Raw genomic sequence first — 23,862 nt, 5'->3', positions numbered from 1 at the left:
TGGTTCCGCTGCCTTCGGCGCCCCAACGGGTGCGCCCGGAGGCTTTTTTTATGCCTTCCGACACCTCCGCGTCCTGCACGCTTCCCACCGCTCCCCCTGCTCCCGGCTATCGCGGCCTGCTCCGCAACCGCGAGTTCGCCGGGCTCTACGCGAGCTCGACCCTGACGGCCGCCGCGGGCACCCTGTCGGGCTTCGCGCTCGGCACGCTGGTCAGCCGACAGACCCACTCGCCGTTCCTGACGGCCGTGAGCATGTACGGCGCAACCTTCGCGACGGTGCTCGGCGCGCTGACGCTGATGTCGGTCGCCGACGGGAACCGTCCCCGCCGCACCCTGGTCGCACTGCAGTGCGTCTCCCTCCTCGGCGCCGCCGCACAGGCGGTTCCGGGGCTGCCGCTCGCCGCCCGGTTCGGGCTGCTCCTCGTGCTGGGGTTCTTCCAGTCCCTGGGCACCGGCACGCGGATGGGGCTGCTCGCCGAGGTGGTGCCGGTGTCCGCGTACGCACTGGCACGGTCGCTGATCAACATCACCTCGGGCGGGATGGCCGTCCTGGGCTACGCACTCGGCGCCGTCCTGCTGCGCTTCCTCAGCCCGCAGGGGGTGTTCGTCGCCGCGACGGCCCTGACGGGCGCCGCACTGGTCATCGTGGCGGCGACCGTCCGCGAACGCTCGATCCGGCTGACCCGGCGCCCCGGGCTGCGCCGGACCTGGACGACGAACCGCGAGCTCTTCTCCCAGGCCGGCCAGCGCGCCCTGCTGCTGAACCTGTGGGTGCCCAACGGCCTGGTCGTCGGCTGCGAAGCCCTCTTCATCTCCTACGACCCCCAGCACGCCGGCGCCTTCCTGGCCGCGGGATCGGCCGGCATGCTCCTCGGCGACCTGACCGTCGGACGGCTGCTCACCGCCGGGCAGCGGCGCCGTTGCGCGTTCGGGCTGCGCCTGCTGCTCGCCGTCCCCTACCTGCTGTTCGCCGCGCACCCGCCCGTGCTGGTGGCGGCGGCCGCGGTGTTCCTCGCCGGTGCCGGGTTCGCCGCGACCCTGCCGCTCCAGGAGCAGCTGCTGGAGCTGACGCCCGATCCGGTCCGCGGCCAGGTGCAGGGCGTCGAGTCCGCGGGCCGGATGACGTGGCAGGGCATCGGAGCCGCGCTCGCCGGCGGCGCCGCCCAGCACCTGGCGCCGGGCACCGCCATCACCGCCGTGGCCGCGGCCTCCGTCGCCATCACGGTCCTCTCCCGGCCGCTGGTGGTCCGCGCCCGGCCCGTCCCCGTCAGCGGGCGGTGAGGAGGCAGAACTCGTTGCCCTCCGGGTCGGCCAGCACCGTCCAGTGGAGGGCGGACTGGTCGAAGCCGGGGTCGGTGGCCCCCAGTCCGCGCAGCCGCTCCGCCTCCTGCGCCAGGTCGCCGCCCGGGTAGGGGCGGACGTCGAGGTGGACGCGGTTCCACCCGTTCTTGGCTTCGGGGGTGCGGACGAACTCCAGGTAGGGACCGACGCCTTGGGCCGAGCGCATGGTGGCGCTGTCGTCGGTGACCTCGTGCACCGTCCAGTCCATCGCCGCGCCCCAGAACCGGGCCATCTCCCGGGGGTCGGCGCAGTCGACCACCACCGCGGCGACCGGGCCGGTGTCCCGGTAGAGCGGGCGCGGCTCCAGGACGCAGAACTCGTTGCCCTCCGGATCGGCCATGACCGTCCAGGGGACTTCGCCCTGGCCCACGTCGGCGGGGGTCGCGCCGAGCTCCGTCAGGCGGGCGACCAGTTCCGCGTGATGTGCGGCCGAGGTGGTGGCCAGGTCGAGGTGGACGCGGTTCTTGCCCGTTTTGGGTTCGGGGCGGGCGACGATGTCGACGCAGACGGCCGTGGGGCCGGGGTAGGCGAACCCGAGGGGTTCGAGGTTGGTCACCCCGGGCCCCTCGCTGTCGACGCCCCAGCCGAGCGCCTGCGCCCAGAACCGGCCGAGCGCCGCGTCGTCCCGGGCCTTCATCGTGATCTGTACGAGTCGTGTCGCCATGCCGTGGATCCTACGAGCACCCGCCGCCCGGCCGGCAAGCGCCGGCGCGGGGGGGCGCGGACGCGGCGAATCGATTCATCTAGCACGTACGTCAACACAGCGTGAAACATGCAGGGTTGAGAACAGTTCCGGTCGCAGGCCCGGGGAGTGCGCGATTCACGGAACCGGGGGCCGGGGACACCGTGCGCCGGGCGAGAGATGGTTGCAGTGCGTATCCAGTGAGCTACATACTGTGATCACTTCCCCGGCCCTCGTCGCGCCGGGAGTTCCGTCATCCCTTCCTCCACCCCCTCGATGAGGAGTGCCATGCCCCGGTTATCGGCGCGAGACGCACTGGCAGTGGCCGCCCAGCCGGTCCTGCTGCTCGCCGCCGTCACCGTCTTCGCCGTCACCGAATGGCGCGGGTGGGAACCGGGCACGACGACCTTCCTCTTCCAGTTCGCGGTGCTCGGACTCCTCGTGGTGCTGGAGTTCCTGATCCCCTATGACCCCTCGTGGCAGCCGGACCGGCGGGAGTGGGGCCATTACGCCGTGTACTACGTCCTCACCGCCGTCGGGGGCGCGCTCGGCCAGAGCCTGGTGCTCCTGGCCGTCGGCGCGGTGGCCGATCCGTACCCGGTGCTCCCGCTGTGGGGCGAGATCCCGCTGGCGCTCCTGCTCGGCTCCCTCGCGAGCTACGCGGTGCACCGGGCCGGCCACACCTACGCCTGGCTGTGGCGGCTGCACGGGGTGCACCACGTACCGGGCAAGGTCAACGTCGCCAACAACGGCGTCAACCACGTGGCCGACGTGATCATCTCGCAGGGCTTCGTCCAGCTCGCCCTCGCGCTGGTGGGGTTCTCCGAGCGCGCCGTCTTCGGAGTGGGACTGTTCGTCGTGGCCCAGGGCTATTTCGTCCACGCCAACATCCGGGTGCGGCTGGGGCCGTTCAACCACCTCCTCGTGGGTCCCGAGCAGCACCGGCTGCACCACAGCACCGATCTGTCCGAGGCCGGTCACTACGGCTCCGACCTTTCCGTATGGGACAGACTCTTCGGCACCTTCACCTGGCGTCCCGGCCGTGAGCCGGAGGCGGTCGGGCTGACCGACCCCCGGGCCTTCCCCCCCACCGGTCGCGTCCTGACCACGCTCGTCCACCCCTGGCGCCGCTCCACCGGGTGACGGGTCCCCGCTCCTCCCCGCCCCCCCGACCGCTCACGCTCGTGCGGCGCGCGCCGCTCCCTTCCCGTGCGCCCGTTTCGCGACTCAAGGAACGCTCATGCCTGCACACGCCCGTACGTCCCCGCCCGTCACTCCCGCAACGCCCCCCGAGAAGGTCGCCGTCATCGGCATCGGCTGCCGCTTCCCGGGCGGCGCGAACGACCACCGGTCCTTCTGGCGCAACCTGATCGAGGGCAGGGACTGCATCACCCCGACGCCGGCCGACCGCTACGACGTCGCGGGCCTGGGCAGCAGGGACAAGGCGAAACCCGGGCGGCTCGTGGGCGGGCGCGGCGGCTACATCGACGGCTTCGACGAGTTCGACCCGGCCTTCTTCGGGATCAGCCCGCGCGAGGCCCACGCCATGGACCCGCAGCAGCGCAAGCTCCTGGAGGTCGCCTGGGAGGCCCTGGAGGACGGTGGACAGAAGCCGGCCGAACTGGCGGGGCGCGACGTGGGCGTGTTCGTCGGGGCGTTCACCCTGGACTACAAGATCCTGCAGTTCTCCGACCTGCGGTTCGACACCCTCGAAGCGCACACGGCCACCGGCACGATGATGACGATGGTCTCGAACCGGCTCTCCCACTGCTTCGACTTCCGGGGCCCGAGCCTGTCCATCGACTCCGCCTGCAGTTCCTCGCTCGTGGCGGTGCACCTCGCCTGCGGGAGCCTGCGCCGCGGCGAGAGCTCGCTGGCGCTGGCCGGCGGCACCCTGCTGCACCTGACGCCGCAGTACACCATCGCCGAGACGAAGGGCGGGTTCCTCTCGCCCGAGGGCCGCTCCCGGACGTTCGACGCCGCGGCCGACGGCTACGTCCGGGCCGAGGGCGTGGGCATCGTGGCCCTCAAGCTCCTCGCGGACGCGGTGCGCGACGGCGACCCGATCCACGCCGTGATCACGGAGACCGGCGTCAACCAGGACGGGCGCACCAACGGCATCACGGTCCCCAGCGCCGACGCCCAGTCCGCCCTCATCGAGCAGGTCTGCGCCCGGGCCGGCATCACGCCGGGCAGCCTGCAGTACGTGGAGGCCCACGGCACGTCCACCCCGGTCGGCGATCCGGTCGAGGCGAACGCGCTGGCCCGGGCGCTGGCCGTCGGGCGCGAGCCGGGTGCCGCGTGCTACGTCGGTTCCGTCAAGACGAACATCGGGCACACCGAGTCCGCCGCCGGCATCGCCGGTCTCATCAAGACCGCCCTCAGCCTCGAACACCGGCTGATCCCGCCGCACATCAACCTGGAACGCGTCAATCCGGCGATCGACCTGGACGCCGCACCGTACGGGATCCCGGACCGGGTCACCCCCTGGCCCCCGCACGAGGGGCCGGCCCGCGCGGGCGTCAACTCCTTCGGTTTCGGGGGCACCAACGCGCACGTGCTGCTCGAAGAGGCGCCCGCGCCCGCGCCGGAGCCCGCTCCGGCGGCCCCGGGCCTTCCCGGCCGGGACCTCGCCGGGGGCCTGCAGTTCCGCGTGCTGCCCCTTAGTGCCCACGACGCCTCCGTGCTGCCCGACCTGGCCGGGGCCGTCCGGTCCCGCCTGGCGGAGCCCGTCTCCCTCACGGACCTCGCCCACTCCCTCGCCCGGCGTCGCCAGCACCACGACGCCCGGCTGTCCGTGGTGTACCGGTCGCGGGAGGATCTGGACGAGGCGCTGGCGGCGTACGGCCGGGGCGAGGAGCACCCCCGGGTGCTCCTCGGCCGGCGCCGCGAGGGTCAACAGCCCGCCCCGGCCTGGGTGTTCACCGGCATGGGGCCGCAGTGGTGGGCCATGGGCCGCGAGCTGTTCGAGTCCTCGCCCGTCTACCGGGCCGCCGTCGAGGCCGTCGACCGGGAGGTCGTGGCCCAGGCCGGCTGGTCGCTGACGGCCGAACTGAACGCCGCCGAGGACGCGTCCCGGATGGCGCAGACCTGGCTCGCCCAGCCCGCCAACTTCGCCGTCCAGGTGGGCCTCGCCGCCCTCTGGCACGCCCACGGGGTCCACCCGTCCGCGGTCGTCGGCCACAGCACCGGCGAGATCGCCGCGTTCTACGAGGCCGGGGTCTACAGCCTGCCGGACGCCGTACGGATCGCGCTGCACCGCAGCCGCCTGCAGCACCGGCTCGCGGGTACGGGCACCATGCTCGCCGTCGGCCTGCCCGAGGACGAGGCGTCGCGGCGCGCGGAGCCCTTCGGGGACCGGCTGTCCGTCGCCGCCGTGAACAGCCCCGGCGCACTGACCCTCGCCGGGGAGCGCGCGGCCCTCGTCGAGTACGCGCGGGGGCTCCAGGCCGACGGCGTGTTCGCCAAGTTCCTCGACGTACAAGTCCCCTACCACAGCGCCGGCATGGAGGAGATCCGGGCCGAGCTGCTGACGGAGCTCGCCGGGATCGAGCCGCGCCCGGCGCGGCTGCCCCTCTACCTGACCGGCCGGGAGGGCCGCGCCGAGGGGCCCGAACTCGACGCGGACTACTGGTGGGACAACGTCCGGCACACCGTCCGGTTCCGGGCGGCCGTCAGTGCCATGATCGACGACGGACACCGCACCTTCCTGGAGATCGGCCCCCACCCGGTGCTGGGGCACTCGGTCAAGGAGTGCTCCGCCGCCCGGGGCGGCGATCCCGCCGGCGCGGCCGGGGGCCCGCACCAGACGGTCACCACCCTGCCCTCGATCCGCCGCGCCGAGGACGAGGCCCTGCGCTTCACCACCTCCCTGGCCTCCCTGTACGCCCTCGGCTGCGCCGTCGACTGGGAGGTGCTGCACCCGCGCGGACGGCGGGTGCCGCTGCCCCGCTATCCGTGGAAGCGGGACCGGTACTGGACCGAACCCGCGCCCGTGGCACAGGTCAGGCTGGGCCGGGTCGACCACCCGCTGCTGGGACGGCGCCTGGCCACCGCGGAGCCCGCCTGGGAGGTGGCGCTCGACGTGGAGACCACGCCCTACCTCGCCGATCACCGCATCCAGGGCAGGACGCTGTTCCCCGCGGCCGGGTACGTCGAGATGGCGTACCAGGCGGTCCGGGCCCTGACCGGCGCCGCGGACGCCGAGCTGGGGAACATCGAGCTGCTCAAGGCCCTCTTCCTGCCCGACGACGCGCCCCGCGCCGTCCAGCTGTCGCTCTCCGCGCAGAGCTCCGCCTTCACCGTGGCGACCGAGGGCGACGCTCCGGCCGTGCACGCCCGCGGTGTGGTGCGCGGCGGCGCCCCGGCCGGCCGTGGCGCCCCGCTCGACGCCGGGGCGGTACGGGCGCGGGCGGACCGGCGCCTGGACGCCGCCGCCTGCTACGGCACGCTGAGCGCCCTGGGGTACGAGTACGGTCCGGCGTTCCGGGGCATCGCCGAGGTCTGGCGGACGCGCGGGGAAGCGCTCGCCCTGATCCGGCCGCCCGCGTCCGCCGGCGGCGCCGCCGGACACCACGTCCACCCGGTCCTGCTCGATTCCTGCTTCCAGGCCCTCCTCGTGGCCGGTCTCCCGGACGGCGTCCCGGACGGCGTCGCGGACGCGGACGCGCCCGGGCAGCCGGGGCCGGGGGGCGGGATGCTGCTGCCGCTCGGCATCGACGCGGTGCGCACGGTCCCCATCGGGGACCGGCCGCTGTGGGCGCACGCCACCGTCACCCGGCGGGCGCAGGACGAACTCGTCGGTGACATCGCCCTCTACACCGAGGACGGCGAGCCCCTCGGCCACGTCCGCGGTTTCCGCGCCGCCGACGTCGAGCGGGCGTCGGCCACGGTGGGCGTGCCCACCATCGACGGCTGGCTCGCCGAGCTCACCTGGACGCAGGCCCCGCCGGAGGCGGACGGTGCGCGCGGGGAGGCGGACCCGGCGCCCGGGGGCGACTGGCTGCTGTTCGCGGACCGGCCCGGCGCGGTGGCCGACCGGCTCGCCGCGCTCGCGGCGACCGGCGGCGCGCGCTGCCACCTCGTACGGCCGGGCGACGGCTACGCCTTCGGCCGGGACGGGCACCCCTCCCGGGTGGTCCCGGGCAGCGCCGACGACCTGCGCAGGCTCCTGGCCGACCTCGCCGCGGAGGGGGCGTCCCCCGGCACCGTGGTGCACCTGTGGAACCTGGACCTGCCCGCGCTGGCGGACACCGGGCGCGCACACCTCGGCGCGCACGGCACGCTGGGCGCCTACTCCGTGGTCGCCCTGGCCCAGGCCCTCCAGGACGACCCCGGGCAGCGGTCCGCGCCGGCCGCCCTGCACCTGGTCACCCGGGGTGCCCAGGCGGCCGTCCCCGGGGAACCGGTGGAACCCCTCGGCGCGCCCGTCTGGGGCATCGGGCGGGTGCTGCGCCACCAGGAGCTGACCGCGCACGGCGGCAAGCTGATCGACCTGCCGCTCCCGGCGGCGGACGCCGGGGCCCAAGACGCCGGGACGGAAGACGCGGGGGCACAAGACGCGGGGGCGGGAGACGCGGGGGCGGTGGCCGATGCCGAGGCCCTGCTCCGCGAGATCCTCGCCCCGCCCGCTCCGGGCCGGCCCCAGGACGAGGTCGCGCTACGCGGCGGCCGTCGCCTCATCAGCGGCCTCAGCCGCCCCGAGGGCCTCACCCGCCCCTTCCCTCCCCGGCTCCGCCCGGACGGCGCGTACCTCGTCACCGGGGCGTTCGGCGCACTGGGCCGGCTGCTGTGCCGCTACCTCGTCGACCGGGGCGCCCGGCACCTGATCCTCGTCGGCCGCACGGAACTCCCCGACCGCGCCACCTGGCGCTCCCTCGGCCAGGACTCCCCCGCGAGTTCCCCGGTCGGCTTCGTCAAGGAACTGGAGGCCCTGGGCGCCCACCCCGTCCACGCCGCCCTCGACATCTGCGACGAACACGCCATGACGCGGTGGCTCGCCGCGTACCGGGACCGGGACGCTCCCCCGGTGCGGGGCGTCTTCCACCTCGCCGGACACGTGCGCGACACGCCGGTCCGGGCCGTGGACCGCGCCACGTTCGACGCCGTCTTCGACCCGAAGGCCGCGGGGGCCTGGCTCCTGCACCACCACCTGCGCGACGAGCCGCTCGACCACTTCGTCCTGTTCGCCTCCGTGGCGTCCCTGCTGACCACCACGGGCCAGTCGAACTACGCCGCGGGCAACGCCTTCCTCGACGCCCTGGCCCATCACCGCAGGGCCCGGGGGATGCCCGCGCTCAGCCTGGACTGGGGCCCCTGGGCGACCGGCATGATCGAGGAGCTGAGCCTGGTCGAGCACTACCGCGCCGTCCGGGGGATGAGCTCGCTCTCCCCCGGCGCGGGCACGGCCGTCCTGGAGCGGGTCCTCGGCCAGGACCGCGCCCAGCTCGTCATCGCCACCATCGTCGACTGGAAGACGTTCCTGGCCTGGTACCCCTCGCCGCCGCCGCTGGTCGCGGAGCTCGCCGCCGAGGCCGCGGCGGCCGCGGCCGGCCAGGCCGCCACGGGCACCGGCGGCGACGGCGGGCAGGGCGACTACCTGGACCGGTTCCGGGCCGCCGCGGGCGAGGAGGAACGTGCCGGGCTCGTCGCGGAGCTCTTCCTCGGCTGCGCGTCGGCCGTGCTGCGCATGAGCACCGACCGGCTCGACCCGGACGCCGGACTCGGCGCGCACGGCATCGACTCGCTCCTCGCCATGGAACTGCGGGCCAGGATCCAGGCGGCGACCGGGATCGCGCTCCCGGTCGTGGCGCTGCTCAGCGGGGCGCCGCTGCGCGAGCTGACCGCCCAGCTGCACGCGGCCACCGCGGAGCTCGCGGCGCGGGCGGCGGCCCCGGACGCCCCGGCGGGGGTGGAGGTCCACACGGACCCCTCCCGCCACCCGCTGACCCAGAACCAGAAGGCCCTGTGGTTCCTGAAGCAGCTCCACCCGGACGGCTTCGCGTACAACATCGGCGGGGCCGTCGAGGTCCGTACCGCCATCGATCCGGAGCTGATGACCGCCGCCGTCCGCGTCCTGGTGGAGCGCCACCCCGTGCTGCGGGCCAACTTCACCATGGAGGACGGCCGTCCGCTCCAGACCGTCTCGGCCGCCGTGGAGCCGGACACGGCGGTCTTCGACGTCGAGGGCCTGGCGTGGGAGGAGATCCGCGAGCTGATCGTCGAGGAGTACCGCAGGCCGTACGACCTCGCGCACGACCGGCTGATGCGCTTCAGGCTCTTCCGGCGCGGCCCGGACCGCTGGGTGCTCATGAAGGCGGTCCATCACATCGTCTCCGACGCGATCTCCACCTTCACGTTCATCGAGGAACTGCTCGCCCTGTACGAGGGCATGCGCACGGGCCGCCCCGTCGTCCTGCCGCCCGTCCGGGGCCGGTACGTCGACTTCCTCAACCGGCAGAACCGGTTCCTGGCCTCCCCCGAGGCCGACCGCATGCTGGAGTACTGGCGCGGCGCGCTGCCCGCCGAGGTGCCACCGCTCAGCCTGCACACCGACACGCCCCGGCCCCTCGTGCAGACCCACAACGGCGCCTCGGAGTTCTTCGTCCTCGACGAGGACCTCAGCGGCCGGGTGCACGCCCTGGCCCGCGAGCACGACGTGACCGTCTTCATGGTGCTCCTGTGCGCCTATTACCTGCTGCTGCACCGCCACTCCGGTCAGGACGACGTCGTCGTCGGCAGCGCGGTGACCGGGCGGACGGACGAGGACCTGGCCTCGGTGTACGGCTACTTCGTCAATCCGCTGCCGCTGTACGCGGACCTGGCCGGTGATCCGACCGTGGCCGGCCTGCTCGCCCAGGTCCGCGAGACGGTGCTCGGCGGGATCGACCACCAGGAGTACCCCTTCGTCCTGCTGGTCGAGAAGCTCGGCCTCCAGCACGACCCCAGCCGCTCGGCGGTCTTCCAGGCCATGTTCATCCTGCTCGCCCACAAGGTGTCCTCGGAGCAGTACGGATACCACCTCGACTACATCGAACTCCCCGAAGAGGAGGGACAGTTCGACCTGACGCTGTCGGCGTACGAGGACGAGGCGGAGCGCCGCTTCCACTGCGTCCTGAAGTACAACACCGACCTGTTCCGGCCCGAGACGGCCCGCCGGCTCGCCGGGCACTACCGCAACCTCCTCGACGCGCTGACCCGCGCTCCGGGCGGGCGTCCGGTGTCGGGCCTCGACATGCTCGGCGCGGACGAGCGCCACGCGATCCTGCACGGCCCGTCCGCCCGGGGCGCCCTGCTGCCCCCCGAGGCCCCGGTGCACCACCTGTTCGCGCGGGCGGCGGCCCGTACCCCGGACGCGGTCGCGGTCACGGTGCCGGTCGCCGGGACGCGCGCGGCCGCCCGCCACATGACCTACGCGGAACTGGAGCGCGCCTCGGGCGTCCTGGCCGGGCGGCTGCGGGCCCGGGGGGCGGCGGGCGGGGTCGTCGCCGTGTGCCTGCCGAAGTCGCCCGAGCTGATCGTGGCGCTGCTGGCCGTCCTGCGGGCGGGGGCCGCCTACCTGCCCCTGGATCCCGACCACCCGGCGGAGCGGCTCGCCTTCATGGCGGGCAACGCGGCCGCGTGCCTGGTCCTCACCGACCCGGCGGGCGCCGGCCGGCTCGAGGTGCCCGGCGCCGGGTTCCTCACGGACGTGATGGCGCGGGACCCCGGAGCGGCGCCGGCCGGGGCGGCTCCCGGCGAGGAGGCGCCGGGAGCGCCCGGCGAGGAGGCGCCCGTCGGCCCGGACGCGCCCGCGTACGTCATCCACACGTCCGGATCGACGGGCCGCCCCAAGGCCGTCGTGGTGTCGCACGGCGCCCTCTCGGCCCTCTGCGCCGCCTGGCGCGAGGAGTACGGGCCGCAGGCCGGACCGGGCGTCCACCTGCAGCTGGCCGGGGTGGCCTTCGACGTGTTCACCGGCGATCTGGTGCGCGCCCTGTGTTCGGGGGGCCGGCTCGTCCTCGCCGACCGCGAGCTGCTCCTGAACACGGCGCGGCTGTACGAGGCGATGACCGCCGAGGGGGTCGACCGCGCCGAGTTCGTCCCCGCCGTGGTCCGCGCGCTGATGACCCACTGCGAGGAGGGCGGCCACCGGCTGGACTTCATGCGGCTGCTGATCGTCGGCTCCGACACGTGGAAGGTCGCCGAGTACGAACGGCTGCGCGCGCTGTGCGGCCCCGGCACCCGGGTCGTCAACTCCTACGGGCTCACCGAGGCCACCGTCGACAGCGCCTGCTTCGACGGCCCCGCCGACGGTCTCGACCCGAACGGCACGGTCCCCATCGGCACCCCGCTGCCCAATTGCGTGCTGCACGTCCTCGACGCCCACCGGCAGCCCGTCCCGGCCGGGGTCACCGGCGAACTGTGGGCCGGCGGGGCCGGGCTGGCGCTCGGGTACGCGGGCGACCCGGAGCAGACCGGCCGCCGCTTCGTCGACGTCACCCTGGACCGGGGCCCCGGCGCCGTCCCCGAGCGGCTCTACCGCACCGGTGACCTGGCGCGCCGGGACGCCCGGGGCCGCATCCACCTGGCCGGCCGGGCCGACGCCCAGATCAAGCTGCGCGGCCACCGCATCGAGCCGGGGGAGATCGAGTCGCTGCTGACGGCCCTGCCCGGAGTCGCGGGCGCCTGCGCCCTGGTGCGGACCGACAGCCGCGGCGAACCGGTTCTCTGCGCGTACGTGGTGCGCGCGCCGGGCACCGATCCGGACACCCGCGCCCTGCGCCACCACCTCGCCGCCCACCTGCCCACGTACCTCATCCCGGCCCATCTGGAGACGCTGGACGCCCTCCCCCTGACCCCGAACGGCAAGGTGGACCCGGACGCACTGCCCGCACCCCGGGCCGCGGCCGGGCAGGAGGGGCACGAACCACCCGTCACGCTCTACGAGGAACGCGTCGCGGCCCACTGGAAGGCCGTGATCGGCCTCGCGCACATCGGCCTGCGCTCCGACTTCTTCGATTCCGGCGGCAGCTCCATCACCCTGATCGAGCTGATCCACCGGCTCCAGCAGGAGTTCGGCATCGCGATCCCGGTCGGCCGGCTCTTCAAGGTGACGACCCTGCACGGCATGGCGCGCACGGTCGAGGACATCGTCACCGGCCGCGTCTCCGGCAGCCTCTCCCACCTGACCTTCAACACGGGCCGGGGCCCGGTCCTCTTCTGCTTCCCGCCGGCCGGCGGTCACGGCCTCGTCTACCGGCACTTCGCCGCCCACCTGGGGGCGTACGAGCTGGTCGCCTTCAACCACGTCGACGGGGACAAGCGCACCCGTTACGCCGACCTCGTGGAGTCACTGCTCCCCGAGGGCCCGTGCCACCTCCTCGGCTACTCCCTGGGCGGCAACCTCGCCTTCGAGGTCGCCAAGGAGCTCGAAGGCAGGGGGCGCGACGTGGCCCACGTCGTGATCATGGACTCGTACCGCATCGAGGAGGAGTACGGCATCGCCACCGAGCACACCGAGGCGTTCGAGCGCGAACTGCGGGACCACCTGCGCCGGCACACCAACTCCGAGACCGTGACCGCCCAGACCCTCGAACAGGCCAGGGACTACCTGGAGTACTGCGGGCGCACCCCGAACCACGGGGCGGTCAGCGCCACCGTCACCGTGATCTGCGACGAGGCGAAGGCGGAGTTCTACGCGGCCGGCCGGCGCGGCAGCTGGCACACCGCCTCCACCACCGTCAGCCGTCTGGTGCGCGGCGCGGGGCTGCACGCGGAGATGCTCGACGAGAAGCCGGCCGGGCGCAACGCGGCCCTCGTGGCCTCCGCGCTCGACGACGGCCCCGCGACCCCCCGCCGGGAGCGTCCCGCTGCCCCGCGGCACGACGACAGCACGGACGGGGTGCCCGATGGCGCGTAACGAAAGGCCCGTATGGGAGGACCGGGGCCCGTGGTCCGCGCGCGGGGGCCGCGGGCCGGGAGCGGCGCCCCGGGTGATCGTCATCGGCGCGGGCATCGGCGGCCTCTCCACCGGCTGCTACGCCCAGATGAGCGGCGCCGAGACCCGGATCTTCGAGCGCCACGTCCTGCCGGGCGGCTGCTGCACGGCGTGGTCGCGCCAGGACTACGTCTTCGACTACTGCATCGAATGGCTGACCGGGACGGGGCGCGGCAACGACGCCAGCAGGGTCTGGCGGGAGCTCGGCGCGCTCGACGGCAAGTCGATCGCGAACTTCGAGATGTTCAACACCGTCACCGACGAGACCGGCCGCTCGGTCACCTTCTACAACGACCCCGACCGGCTCGAAGCGCACCTGCTGGAGATCTCGCCGGGCGACGCCCGGCCGATCCGTGCCTTCTGCCGCGACCTGCGGCGCTTCACCCGCATCAACCTCTACCCCTTCCTCACCCCGCCGCCCCTGCAGTCCGCGGGCGAGAAGCTGGCCACGCTGCGGGCCGTCCTGCCCTCCTTCGCACTGCTGTGGCGCACCGCGGTGACCCGGATGGAGAAGTTCTGCGACCGGTTCGAGGACCCGCTGCTGCGCCGGGCCTTCCCCTTCATCTTCTTCCAGGACCACGAGGTCTTCCCGCTGCTGCCCTACCTGTTCAACATGGCCAGCGCCTACCACCTCAACGCGGGCTTCCCGCAGGGCGGTTCGCTCGGTCTGGCCCGGTCGGTGGAGGAGCGGTACACGGCGCTCGGCGGCCGTGTGGACTACCGGGCCCGGGTGGAGCGCGTCCTGGTGGAGAACGACCGGGCCGTCGGAGTGGAGCTGCGGGGCGGGGAGCGGCACTTCGCCGACCACGTGGTCTCCGCCTGCGACGGCGTCACCACCATCGAGGGGCTGCTCGGCGGCCGGTACACCAGCCCGAAGATCGACAAGCTGTACAGCGAGATGATGAGCCGCCCTGACGTGCTCTACCCGGGGGTGGTCTCGGTGTTCGTCGGGCTCGACGGCGAGCTGGATCCGGCCGCCCGGCACAGCACCACCTACCTGCTCTCCGACGAGGACAGCGCGGCGCTGCCCGGCGTACTGCAGAAGAGCCTCGTCGTCCAGATGCGCTCGCGCTACTCCGACGGGTTCGCCCCGCCCGGCAAGTCCGTCGTCCACTGCACCTACTTCAGCGACTACGAGCCGTGGAAGCGGCTGCGGAGCACCGACCGCAAGGCGTACTGGGCCCGCAAGCAGCAGGCCGCCGACTTCGTCCGGGGCTTCCTGGAACGGCACCACCCCGGCATCGGCCGGAACATCGAGGTCGTCGACGTCGCCTCCCCGACGACCACCGAGCGCTACACGGGCGTGCGGGGCGGCAGCATCCTGGGCTGGAAGTCCTTCACCCCGGCCGATGACGTGATCACGGGCCTCATCAACAAGGACCGGATGCGGCTGCCCGGCCTGGACGGCTTCTCCCTGGCGGGCCAGTGGTTCGGCGGCGGCAGCCTGATCCGCGCCGCCGCCAGCGGGCGGTTCGTCACCCAGTACCTGTGCCGGGAGCTCGGTCTGGACTTCCGGGCCTGGGAGAGCGGCGGCACGGTCCCCTGGCATCCGGACCGGCTCGGACGGCTGCCCCAGCTCGAAAACCGCAGGGTGAGGTGACGGATCAGGTGACCGTGACGACGGCACGCAGGAAGAGCATGATCATCATCGGCGGGGGGCTCGGCGGCCTCTCCACCGGTGCGTACGCCCAGATGAACGGCTACCGCACCCGCGTCTTCGAGATGCACGAGATCCCCGGGGGCTGCTGCACCGGCTGGGGCCGGGGCGACTTCACCTTCGACGCCTGCATCAGCTGGCTCCTCGGCAACGGCCCGGGCAACGAGATGCACCAGATCTGGCTCGAACTCGGCGCGCTCCAGGGCAAGGAGATGCGCCACTTCGACGTGTTCAACACCGTCCGGGGCCGGGACGGGCGCACCGTCCACTTCTACTGCGACCCCGACCGGCTCGAAGCCCATCTGTTGTCCCTGTCCCCGCCCGATGCCCGCGCCATCCGGTCCTTCTGCGCGGGACTGCGCAAGTTCATCGCCTGCCTGCCGGCGTACCCCTTCCTCAAACCGGTGCCGCTGATGGGCCGCCGGGAGCGCTGGCGGATGCTGGCCGGCTTCCTGCCGTACTTCAACCTCTTCCGCACCTCGATGTCCACGCTGATGACGGAGTACTCGACCCGTTTCAAGGACCCGCTGCTGAGGGACGCCTTCAACTACATCCTGTACGAGAAGCACCCGGGCTTCCCCGTGCTGCCGTTCTACTTCCAGATGGCCGCGCAGGCCCACCGGTCGGCCGGCGTGCCCGAGGGCGGCTCGCTGGGGCTGGCCCGTTCCATCGAACAGCGCTACCTGGCCCTCGGCGGCGAGGTCACCTACAACGCCATGGTCGAGGAGATCCTGGTCAAGGACGACCGGGCCGTCGGCGTGCGCCTCTCCGACGGCCGGGAGCACCACGCGGACATCGTCGTTTCGGCCTGCGACGGACCCACCACGCTCCTCGGCCTGCTCGACGGCCGCTACCTGGAGGGCGAGTACGCCACCCTCTACCGGGAGACCCTGCACCGGCCGGGGATGGTCTTCCCCGGCTACGCCAGCGTCTTCCTCGGTCTGCGGCGGCCGTTCGAGGACGCCGATCCCACCACCACCCACCTGCTGGACGAGGCGACGGCCGCCCGGCTCACCGGCATCCGTCACCCCAGCCTCAACGTCCAGTTCCGCAACCGCTTCTACCCCGAGCTCTCGCCCGAGGGCACCGGCGTCGTCTACGCCACCTACTTCTCCGACACCGCCCCCTGGCGGGAGCTGGCCGAGGGGCCGGAGCGGCTCAGCCGGCCCCGCAGGGGGACCGAGCTGCACACCCTGCCGGTGCGGCGCGGCAAGGCGTACGCGCTGGCGAAGCGGCGCACCAGGGACGCCGTCGTCGACTTCCTCGACGCGCTCTACCCGGGGCTGAAGGACTCCGTCGTGGTGCGGGACACCTGCACCCCCCTCACCCAGATCCGCTACACGAACGCCTTCGAGGGCACCTTCCTCGGCTGGCAGCCCTTCGTGGAGAGCGGCGAGGCGATGGAGGAACTCGTCAAGAAGAACGGTCCCGTCCTGCCCGGCCTGGGGAACTTCTACCTCTCCGGGGTGTGGGCCACCACCGGCGGCCTGATCCGCGCGGCCGCGGCCGGACGCCAGGTCGTGCAGTTCATCTGCCGGGACGACGGGATCGGCTTCACCGCCTCCGTCGACACCAGCGCGCCCCCACCGACCCACGTCGACATCCGCGTCGGCCCGCACCGCTGAGAAAGGCAACTCCGTGACCGTGCCGTCCCGTGCCCGCCCCGTTCCGCCCGCTCCGCCCGCTCCCGCCGGGTGCCCCGGCTCCGTGCCGGGCCCCTCCCGGGAGCCGCTCGCCTACCCGTTCTGGACCACGGCGGGGCTCGGCCTGCCCGAGGGCTACCGGCAGCTGCGCGACCGGCCGCCCGTGCGCGTACGGCTGCCGTACGGGGACGAGGCCTGGCTCGCCACCAGCTACGACGACGTCCGCGCCGTCCTGTCGGACCCCCGGCTCAGCCTCGCCGAAGCCGTCCGCCGCGACCAGCCCCGGATCGGTCCCATGCCCCGGGCCGGCGGGGGCCTCATCGCGCTCGACGCCCCGCACCACACCCGGCTGCGCGCTCTGCTGGCCAAGGAGTTCACCGCGCGCCGCATCGAGCGGCTCCGCGGCCACGTCCGGGAGGTCACCGACGGCCTGCTCGACCGGATGGTGGCGGCCGGTCCGCCCGCCGACCTGGTGGAGGACCTCGCCTTCCCGCTGCCCATGACCCTCATCTGCGAACTCACCGGCGTCCCCGACGCCGACCAGCCGGCCGTCCGCGCGTGGGCGGACACCGTCTGCTCCGGCAGCGTGACGCCCGAGGCCGTGCAGCGGCACGCCGAGGACTTCTTCACCCGCATGCACGGCTGGATCGAGGCCCGCCGCCGTACCCCGGCGGACGACCTGATCACGGTGCTGGTCCGGGCCCGCGACGAAGGCGCCCTGACGACCGACGAACTGACGGGGCTGCTGAACGAGATCCTGATCGGGGGCTTCGTCACGACCACCAACCAGATCGCCAACTTCTTCGCGGTCCTGCTGCTCCCCCGGGAGGCGGGCGCGCACGGCACGGCCGGCGCTGACGGCGCTGACGGCACGGACGGCGTCGACGTGCTGGCGGCCGTCCGGGCCCGGCCCGAGCTGGTCCCCCGCGCCGTCGAGGAGCTCCTGCGGCTCGTCCCACTGCTCAACGGACTCACCCTGCCCCGCTACGCCGCCGAGGACGTGGAGGTGGGCGGCGTCCTGATCCGGGCGGGGGAACCGGTCGTGGTCTCCCAGGCTGCCGCCAACCACGACCCCGCCGCCTTCCCGGAGCCCGGCCGCATCCGGCTGGACCGGCCGGGGACCCCGCACATCAGCTTCGGGCACGGCATCCACTACTGCCTGGGCGCCCACCTGGCCCGCCTGGAACTCCAGACGACGCTGGAGCGCGTGACGGCGCGCATGCCGGGCCTGCGGCTGGCCGTGCCGGAGGCGGAGCTGCGGTGGCGGTCGAAGGAGTTCTTCAGCGGGCTGCGGTCCCTGCCCGTCGCCTGGTGAGGACCGGGGCCGGCTGACGGGCGGTCACGGACGCCCGTGCGCGGCGGGTGTCAGGGGCGGCCCAGGAGCGCCGTGCCCGCGGACGTGTCCGCCCGGGCGGTGAAGAAGTCGGTGAACGCGGCGACGAACTCCGCTTCGCTGATCCGGCCGTCGCCGTCCTCGTCCAGCTGGCGGAAGGCGTCGTTCAGCTCGGCCGGGTGGACCCGGGGACCCCCGAACAGGACGCGGTACTCGTCCGCGCACAGGTACCCGCCGCCGTCGGTGTCGGCGGCGCGGAACAGGGCGCGCACCGCCGGCCCCAGGCCCTGTTCGAGGTAGGCGGGGTCCCGGTCGGTCCCCGCGAGGACCGCCGACACGAACTCGGCGCAGTCCACCGCGCCGTCGCCGTCCGCGTCCATGCCCGCGCGCAGGTGCCGCCACCATCCCTCGAAGGCGGCGTAGAGCCGGTCCTCCTGCGCGGGCGGGAGCTCCAGCTGCCAGCACACGTTGTGGACCATCGCCTGGAGGTCGGCGGAGTCGACCCGCCCGTCGCCGGTCTGGTCGAGCACCTGCCGGAAGAACGCCTCCAGGCGTGCCGGGCGGGAGTCGGCGGCGGGCCGGGGCCGGGGCAGGCGCCGGGGCGCGGGCCGCTGCCGGTCCGCGCCGGCGTGGGTGCGGTAGCGCAGCCGGTCCGGCAGGCGGGTCATGACCTGCCGCATACCGCGGTGCACCGTCCAGGACAGGGCGGCGGCGGTCCGGGTCCGGGGCACGGCGAACCGCTCGTGCCAGGCCGGCGGCAGGTCGGCGACGGTCAGGGTGGTCAGCACGCCCGCGGCCACGGCGCGCAGCAGCGGCCAGGCGGGCGCGAGCCGTCCGAGCCGGCGGGGGGCGGGCGCCTCGCGCAGCATGTCGTGGAGGAGGTAGCGGACCTGGTCGCCGTATTCGAGGACCTCGCGGACGGTCCGGTCGACGTGGGCGGGCACGTCGGCCGCGGTCGCCGGGAGGACCTCGCCCGGGATGCCGAGGACGGTGCAGACCTCCTTGAACTCGCCGTACAGGGAGTCGAGTTCGGCCGGGGCCAGCGGATCGCCGGAGAGTTCGCGCATGGCCGTCATGGCCTCGTACAAGGTGAGCATCACCCAGGCCCGGACCTCGGGGTCCTGGGCGTCGTACGGGCGGCCGGCGTCATCGGTGCCGCGGATCCGGCGGTGCGCGCGCTCCAGCCGGGCGGCCTCGCGGCGGCGCTCCTCGGGCGAGGCGAAGAACAGCCGGCTGCCGCTGTCCATGGTGTGCTCGATGCGCCGCCAGGGATGGGCCCGGTACGTGGAGTAGCGGGCGGTGCCGGCCGCGACGGCGGGGTGCGCGGTCTGCAGGACGAGCAGCCGCCAGGCCACCAGCCCGATGCGCCATTCGCCGAGGGTCCGGCGCAGCAGGCCGTCGGGGGTGGGAAGGGGGTTCGGCGTCACGCGGTGCTCCTGGGGGACGGGGCCAACAGGGGGACAACGGCGCGCGTGGGGATGAGGTTGCGGCGGGCGGGCGGGCCGGTTGTCGCGGTGGAGGGGTTTGCGGGCGGCGGATGTGAGCAGACGAGCGTTCACGACCGATCCGGTACGACGACGACGAGGAGGTCCCCATGTCGGGCACCGAGAAGAGCAAGGCCACCGCCGAGCAGGCCAAGGGCAAGGCCAAGGAAACCGTCGGCCGCGCCGTGGGCAACGAGCGCATGACCGCCGAAGGACGCGTCGAGCAGGCCAAGGGCGACGCCCGCCAGGCCAAGGAGAAGACGAAGGACGCCTTCGGCCACTGACCGGCCCCCGGTCTCCCCGCGCGGCGAAGCCCCCGGCCCGATCCCCCCGGGCCGGGGGCTTCGCCGCGGGCTGCCGCCGGGACCGGCCCCGCCGGGATGTCGCCGCGGTTCGCCCCGGTGCCCGTCGTAGGGTGCGCGGGTGAAGCGTCGGGATTTCCTCGTACTGGCCGCCGCGGCTGCGGGTGCGGCCGGCTGTGACTCGGCTTCCGGCGGCGCCGGGCGGCCGACGGCCCCGCCGAGCGACGGTGGCGGCGGGGCCTTCGCCCGTCCGCTGCGGATCCCGCCGCTGTTGGAGCCCGTCGTCGACGCCGCCGGGGCCAAGGTCTTCACCCTGACGATGCAGCGGGGCCGGACCGAGTTCCTGGCGGGCAGGCCCGCGCCGACGTGGGGGTTCAACGGCTCCTACCTGGGACCGACGCTGCGGGCCTCGCGCGGGGACAGGGTCGCGCTGGAGGTCGTCAACCGGCTCGGCGACGAGACCACCGTGCACTGGCACGGCATGCGGGTGCCGGCCGTGATGGACGGCGGCCCGCAGCGGACCATCGCGCCCGGAGCCACCTGGAGCCCGCACTGGACCGTCGAACAGCCCGCGGCCACCACCTGGTACCACCCGCATCCGCACGGGTACACGGCCCAGCACGTCTATCGCGGCCTGGCCGGGCTGTTCCTGCTCGACGACCCCGAGTCGCGGGCCCTGGACCTCCCGAAGACCTACGGCGTCGACGACTTCCCGCTGATCGTCCAGGACAAGGTCATCAACGCCGACGGCACGCTGTCGGAGGAGAAGCTCGACGATTCCGTGTTCTTCCTCGGCAACCGGGTCCTCGTCAACGGCACCCTCGGCCCCCATCTGGAAGTCGCCGCGCAGCGGGTGCGGCTGAGGATCCTCAACGCCTCGAACGCCAGGCTCTTCCACATCGGGTTCGCCGACGGGCGCACCTTCCAGGTCATCGGCGCCGACGCCGGGCTCCTCCCGGCGCCGGTGTCCGTCGACCGGGTCGCGCTCAGCCCCGCCGAACGCGTCGAGATCGTGGCCGGCTTCGCACCGGGCGAGAGCGTCGTGCTGCGCGGGTTCGGCGGCCGGGACGCCATCGACAAGGGCGACTTCGACCTGCTGAAGATCGTCGCGGCCGAGCGGCTGCAGCCCTCGCCCGAGGTGCCGGTCCGGCTGTCCTCGACGCCCCCGATCGAGGTGCCCGCGGGGGCCCGGGTGCGCACGTTCCGGCTGGACGGGGACGACGAGATCGGCGGGCGCGACTACGCCATGGACCGCATCGACGAGATCGTCCCGGCCGGAGCCCGGGAGATCTGGGAGGTCGAAGCACGGGACCACGCGCACAACTTCCACATCCACGAGGTCGCCCTGCGGGTGCTCGACATCAACGGGCAGCCGCCCCCGGCCTGGTACCGGTCGCAGAAGGACACCGTCTTCCTGCCGGCCAAGTCGAAGGCGAGGCTCGCCGTGGAGTTCGGCCGCTTCACCGATCCGCGCAATCCGTACATGTACCACTGCCACATCCTGCGCCACGAGGACCGGGGCATGATGGGCCAGTTCGTGATCGTCGAGCCCGGTACGGAAGGCCAGGTCGAGCGCACGCTCCCGGCGGGCACGGCCGCGCCCGCCACCCCCTCCGGAACGGCTCACACGCACGGCTGAACCCCGGGCCGGGGGCGGAGGGCGGGACGGTCCGGGCGGGGCCGGTCAGGCCATCTTCAGGACGGCGGTCACCCGCTTGCCGCCGGGGTCGGACACGACGGTGACCTCCTCGGCGAGGCGCCGGACGAGCGGCCAGCCGTAGCCGCCTATCCGGCCCGGGAGCGAGCTTCGGGTGAACGGGTGTGCGGTGCTCGTGTCGCCGACGACCAGGCGCAGGAAGCCGCTGTCGACGCACGCTTCGAAGTACGTGACGGCGCCGCCGTGGCGGATCGCGTTGGTGACCAGTTCGGTCACCACCAGCAGGGCGTCGACGGCTCCCGGCGCATCCGGGTCGAGCCCGTCACCTGCCAGTACGGCCTTCACCAGGGCCCTGGCGGCGGCCGCGCTCGTGGGACATCCGGCGGAAGGGTGATTCACGTTCACGACCTGCCCAGCGACGCTCCATCCTGGGCCACCACCCTAACGGCCGCGGGGGGCCGGTAGGGCCCGCACCTCCACATCCGTCGTCGTGGTCACAGGACGCGGGCCGCCTCCGGACCTTCCGCGACCGTGAACGCCGCAGCCATCCCGGTCACCTCGAGGAGCCGGGCGAGCTGAGGGGGAAGGGGACCGGCCAGGACGAGGCGGCCGCTGTGCAGCAGGCGCACGAGCAGGTGGAGGACCGAGGAGTCCGCGAAGGTCAGTTCCCGCACGTCGATCACGATGCGCCGCAGGTGCGGATCCGTGAGGGCCTCGTCGGTGGCGGACCGCAGGGGTCCCACGGCCTCTTGGTCGAACTCCCCCGCGCACACGATGACACGGACCTCGTCGGCGTCGGGCAGCACCCGCACCGTCGTCTCCATCGTGACTTCCCTTCGGGTCTCGGCTATCGGCGTTCGGCGTTCGGCGTGGCGGTCACCCGGGCCCCGCCCGCCCGGTCTGACCGGCGCTGCGGCGGTAGGCGGCGTTGAGGCGTTGGGCTTCTTCGAGCTGGTCTTCGAGGATGACGATGCGGCAGGCGGCCTCGATCGGCGTCCCCTGGTCGACGAGTTCGCGGGCGCGGGCGGCGATGCGCAGTTGGTAGCGGGAGTAGCGGCGGTGTCCGCCCGCCGAGCGGAGCGGGGTGATGAGGCGGGCTTCGCCGATGGCGCGGAGGAACCCCTGGGTGGTGCCCAGCATTTCGGCGGCCCGGCCCATGGTGTAGGCGGGGTAGTCGTCGTCGTCGAGACGGCCGTTCATTGCGTCTGCGGTCATGGAACCTCTCTGTCGCGCGCGTCGAGGGGCCCGGGTGCCATCTGGCGCCCGGGCCCCGAAGGAACTGCTACACCATCCGCCGACCCTGATCGTGCGTCGGCCCTCTGTTTCCGCGCACCCGGCCGGAACGGCGTCGGGATCGCGGGGATCGCGGTTGCTTGACCGGAGACCACCTCACTGTCGATGTCCTGCGGTACCCGGACCCGTCCTGCCGGTCCGGGCGATCCTGATGGCGCCTCGTTCCTCCGTTCCTCCCTCTGGATCACTGCTCGTACGTCGTTGCCGGTACCGCACCGCGTCGTGCGCGGCCCGGCCGCTGGCGGCCCCTGATCACCGCGGGCCACCCGGTCCGGCAGTCAGTCCCGTCGCCGTCCCGCAACCGCTCTGGCTTCGACACTCCACCGCCGCACCGTACTGCTGCACTGCCCGGCAGTTCATCTCTGCCGGGCCCTTCTCGATCTCGGCTACGAGAGAAACCATATCCGCACGGAAACGCAATGTCTACTCCGGCCGCGATAGATTTTCGTGCGTTCGACAGCCAGGTAATCGGGCTCGAACAGAGCGGTAGGGCCTCCTCGATCGCACCGCGCGCCCGGTCCTGCACGCCGCCCATCCCGCCGACGCGCGCCGTCCGGAGCGGTCGTCGACACCGTCCACGCCCTCTACGACGCCCACCGCCACCAGCACCTGGCGCTCGCCGGGCCCTGCACCCGGCAGGTCGAACAGGGCCTCACCCTCACCGGCGCGGTCACGGCCGGGCGTGCGGCTCCGCGTAGATCACCAAGGTCTGCTCGGGCCGCCCCGATACGTGGAAGGCCGTGTAGGCGTACGTGACCACGGCGCCGTCCGGCGACCGCAGCCGCTTGTGGCCGCCGCCGCGCGCCTCGACCTCGAAGTGCGGCCACCATTGCCGCACCTCGGGGCTGCCCCCGTGCAGTTCGTCGACCAGCCGCCCGAAGCGCGGATCGCCCGGGTGGGCGCCGGTCAGGGTGCGCAGCCGGGCGAGCAGCCCGCGCGCCTCGGCTTCCCAGTCGACCAGCACCTCGCGCGCCCGCGGCTCCAGGAACGTCCAGCGCACGAAATTGGGCGGCGGCCCGCCGTTCCCGGTGACGAGCCCCGGGAAGGCCCTTTCGGTGGCCGGGTTGTGGCTCAGCACCTCGTACGCGCCGTCGATCACGTACGCGGGGTGCGGCTGGAGCAGCAGGGGAACGGCGGCCACCTGCGGATCGAGGGGCTCGGGCCGCGGACCGGCGGCGGCGGGCGCGCGTCCGGCGAGGTGGAAGAGGTGGGCGCGCTCGTGCCCCGCCAGCCGCAGGGCGCCGGCGAGGGCGTCCAGCACCTGGTCCGAGGCGCGGATGTCCCGGCTCTGTTCCAGGTACGTGTACCAGGTCGCGCTCATCCCGGCGAGCAGTGCCAGCTCCTCGCGCCGCAGCCCCGGTGTGCGGCGCCGGCCGGTCGACGGCAGGCCCGCCTCGCGCGGGGTGATGCGGGCGCGACGGCTGCGCAGGAAGGCCGCGAGCTCGCGGCGCCGCTCCCGGGGGTCGGACGAGGCGCCCTCGGCCATGGCACTA

Annotated in this window: 14 protein-coding genes; 8 read left to right on the top strand and 6 right to left on the bottom strand. The window is 73.8% G+C overall.

The window, feature by feature from the left end:
• Positions 1-50 precede the first annotated feature (50 nt).
• Positions 51-1,280 carry a hypothetical protein gene (locus tag ACGFXC_RS29740; RefSeq protein ID WP_393717906.1) on the top strand — a complete coding sequence of 410 codons (1,230 nt, stop codon included), beginning with the start codon at positions 51-53 and terminating at the stop codon, positions 1,278-1,280.
• On the opposite strand, the gene ACGFXC_RS29735 is transcribed toward ACGFXC_RS29740, so the two are convergent.
• Positions 1,267-2,004 (bottom strand): VOC family protein, encoded by a 738-nt coding sequence (locus ACGFXC_RS29735; RefSeq protein ID WP_393717904.1) that lies wholly within the window; start codon positions 2,002-2,004, stop codon positions 1,267-1,269. The genes ACGFXC_RS29740 and ACGFXC_RS29735 overlap by 14 nt on opposite strands.
• Positions 2,005-2,298: 294 nt before the next feature.
• Between ACGFXC_RS29735 and ACGFXC_RS29730 the strand changes: the two genes are divergently transcribed.
• The 5 genes from ACGFXC_RS29730 (at position 2,299) to ACGFXC_RS29710 (ending at position 17,615) form a co-directional block, all read left to right on the top strand.
• Complete coding sequence (locus ACGFXC_RS29730; RefSeq protein WP_393717902.1) at positions 2,299-3,165, top strand: sterol desaturase family protein; 867 nt, start codon at positions 2,299-2,301, stop codon at positions 3,163-3,165.
• Between the two features lie 97 nt (positions 3,166-3,262).
• A complete protein-coding gene (locus ACGFXC_RS29725; protein ID WP_393717900.1) occupies positions 3,263-12,922 on the top strand; it encodes an amino acid adenylation domain-containing protein in 9,660 nt (3,219 codons plus the stop codon).
• Positions 12,912-14,600, top strand: coding sequence for a phytoene desaturase family protein (locus tag ACGFXC_RS29720; protein WP_393717898.1), 1,689 nt, complete (start codon positions 12,912-12,914; stop codon positions 14,598-14,600). The genes ACGFXC_RS29725 and ACGFXC_RS29720 overlap by 11 nt, the downstream gene beginning before the upstream one ends.
• A gap of 38 nt (positions 14,601-14,638) precedes the next feature.
• Positions 14,639-16,282 (top strand): phytoene desaturase family protein, encoded by a 1,644-nt coding sequence (locus ACGFXC_RS29715; protein ID WP_393718054.1) that lies wholly within the window; start codon positions 14,639-14,641, stop codon positions 16,280-16,282.
• Positions 16,283-16,364: 82 nt separating this feature from the next.
• On the top strand, positions 16,365-17,615 hold the full coding sequence (locus tag ACGFXC_RS29710; RefSeq protein ID WP_393717896.1) for a cytochrome P450: 1,251 nt from the start codon (positions 16,365-16,367) through the stop codon (positions 17,613-17,615).
• A 50-nt stretch (positions 17,616-17,665) separates the two neighbouring features.
• Here the strand turns inward: ACGFXC_RS29710 and ACGFXC_RS29705 are convergent, their stop codons facing one another.
• The gene (locus tag ACGFXC_RS29705) at positions 17,666-19,060 is read right to left on the bottom strand and encodes an oxygenase MpaB family protein (RefSeq protein WP_393717894.1); all 1,395 of its coding nucleotides are present in this window, start codon (positions 19,058-19,060) and stop codon (positions 17,666-17,668) included.
• Between the two features lie 167 nt (positions 19,061-19,227).
• Here ACGFXC_RS29705 and ACGFXC_RS29700 point away from each other — a divergent pair, with 167 nt between their 5' ends.
• Positions 19,228-19,401: a CsbD family protein gene (locus ACGFXC_RS29700; protein WP_393717892.1), complete on the top strand. Its 174-nt coding sequence runs from the start codon at positions 19,228-19,230 to the stop codon at positions 19,399-19,401.
• Between the two features lie 139 nt (positions 19,402-19,540).
• Positions 19,541-21,058, top strand: a complete 1,518-nt coding sequence (locus ACGFXC_RS29695; RefSeq protein WP_393717890.1) for a multicopper oxidase family protein — start codon at positions 19,541-19,543, stop codon at positions 21,056-21,058.
• A gap of 45 nt (positions 21,059-21,103) precedes the next feature.
• Here ACGFXC_RS29695 and ACGFXC_RS29690 read toward each other — a convergent pair whose 3' ends face one another.
• The 4 genes from ACGFXC_RS29690 to ACGFXC_RS29675 form a co-directional block, all read right to left on the bottom strand.
• Complete coding sequence (locus ACGFXC_RS29690) at positions 21,104-21,475, bottom strand: ATP-binding protein (RefSeq protein WP_393717888.1); 372 nt, start codon at positions 21,473-21,475, stop codon at positions 21,104-21,106.
• 95 nt (positions 21,476-21,570) lie between these two features.
• A complete protein-coding gene (locus ACGFXC_RS29685) occupies positions 21,571-21,900 on the bottom strand; it encodes an STAS domain-containing protein (protein ID WP_393717886.1) in 330 nt (109 codons plus the stop codon).
• A 52-nt stretch (positions 21,901-21,952) separates the two neighbouring features.
• The gene (locus ACGFXC_RS29680; RefSeq protein WP_393717884.1) at positions 21,953-22,291 is read right to left on the bottom strand and encodes a MerR family transcriptional regulator; all 339 of its coding nucleotides are present in this window, start codon (positions 22,289-22,291) and stop codon (positions 21,953-21,955) included.
• Positions 22,292-23,039: 748 nt separating this feature from the next.
• Positions 23,040-23,855 (bottom strand): helix-turn-helix transcriptional regulator, encoded by an 816-nt coding sequence (locus ACGFXC_RS29675; RefSeq protein ID WP_393717882.1) that lies wholly within the window; start codon positions 23,853-23,855, stop codon positions 23,040-23,042.
• Positions 23,856-23,862 lie beyond the last annotated feature (7 nt).

Origin of the sequence: Streptomyces sp. NPDC048507, assembly GCF_043199995.1 — a bacterium.
In the GTDB taxonomy this organism is placed as follows: Bacteria; Actinomycetota; Actinomycetes; order Streptomycetales; family Streptomycetaceae; genus Streptomyces.
The sequence above is the reverse complement of the archived record's forward strand: the minus strand, read 5'-3'. Positions and strand labels throughout refer to the sequence as shown.

Excerpts from the sequence above, each read along its gene's own strand:
- ACGFXC_RS29740 (WP_393717906.1), top strand. The coding sequence starts at position 51 with ATGCCTTCCGACACCTCCGCGTCCTGCACGCTTCCCACCGCTCCCCCT.
- ACGFXC_RS29735 (WP_393717904.1), bottom strand. The coding sequence starts at position 2,004 with ATGGCGACACGACTCGTACAGATCACGATGAAGGCCCGGGACGACGCG.
- ACGFXC_RS29730 (WP_393717902.1), top strand. The coding sequence starts at position 2,299 with ATGAGGAGTGCCATGCCCCGGTTATCGGCGCGAGACGCACTGGCAGTG.
- ACGFXC_RS29725 (WP_393717900.1), top strand. The coding sequence starts at position 3,263 with ATGCCTGCACACGCCCGTACGTCCCCGCCCGTCACTCCCGCAACGCCC.
- ACGFXC_RS29720 (WP_393717898.1), top strand. The coding sequence starts at position 12,912 with ATGGCGCGTAACGAAAGGCCCGTATGGGAGGACCGGGGCCCGTGGTCC.
- ACGFXC_RS29715 (WP_393718054.1), top strand. The coding sequence starts at position 14,639 with ATGATCATCATCGGCGGGGGGCTCGGCGGCCTCTCCACCGGTGCGTAC.
- ACGFXC_RS29700 (WP_393717892.1), top strand. The coding sequence starts at position 19,228 with ATGTCGGGCACCGAGAAGAGCAAGGCCACCGCCGAGCAGGCCAAGGGC.
- ACGFXC_RS29685 (WP_393717886.1), bottom strand. The coding sequence starts at position 21,900 with ATGGAGACGACGGTGCGGGTGCTGCCCGACGCCGACGAGGTCCGTGTC.
- ACGFXC_RS29680 (WP_393717884.1), bottom strand. The coding sequence starts at position 22,291 with ATGACCGCAGACGCAATGAACGGCCGTCTCGACGACGACGACTACCCC.
- ACGFXC_RS29675 (WP_393717882.1), bottom strand. The coding sequence starts at position 23,855 with ATGGCCGAGGGCGCCTCGTCCGACCCCCGGGAGCGGCGCCGCGAGCTC.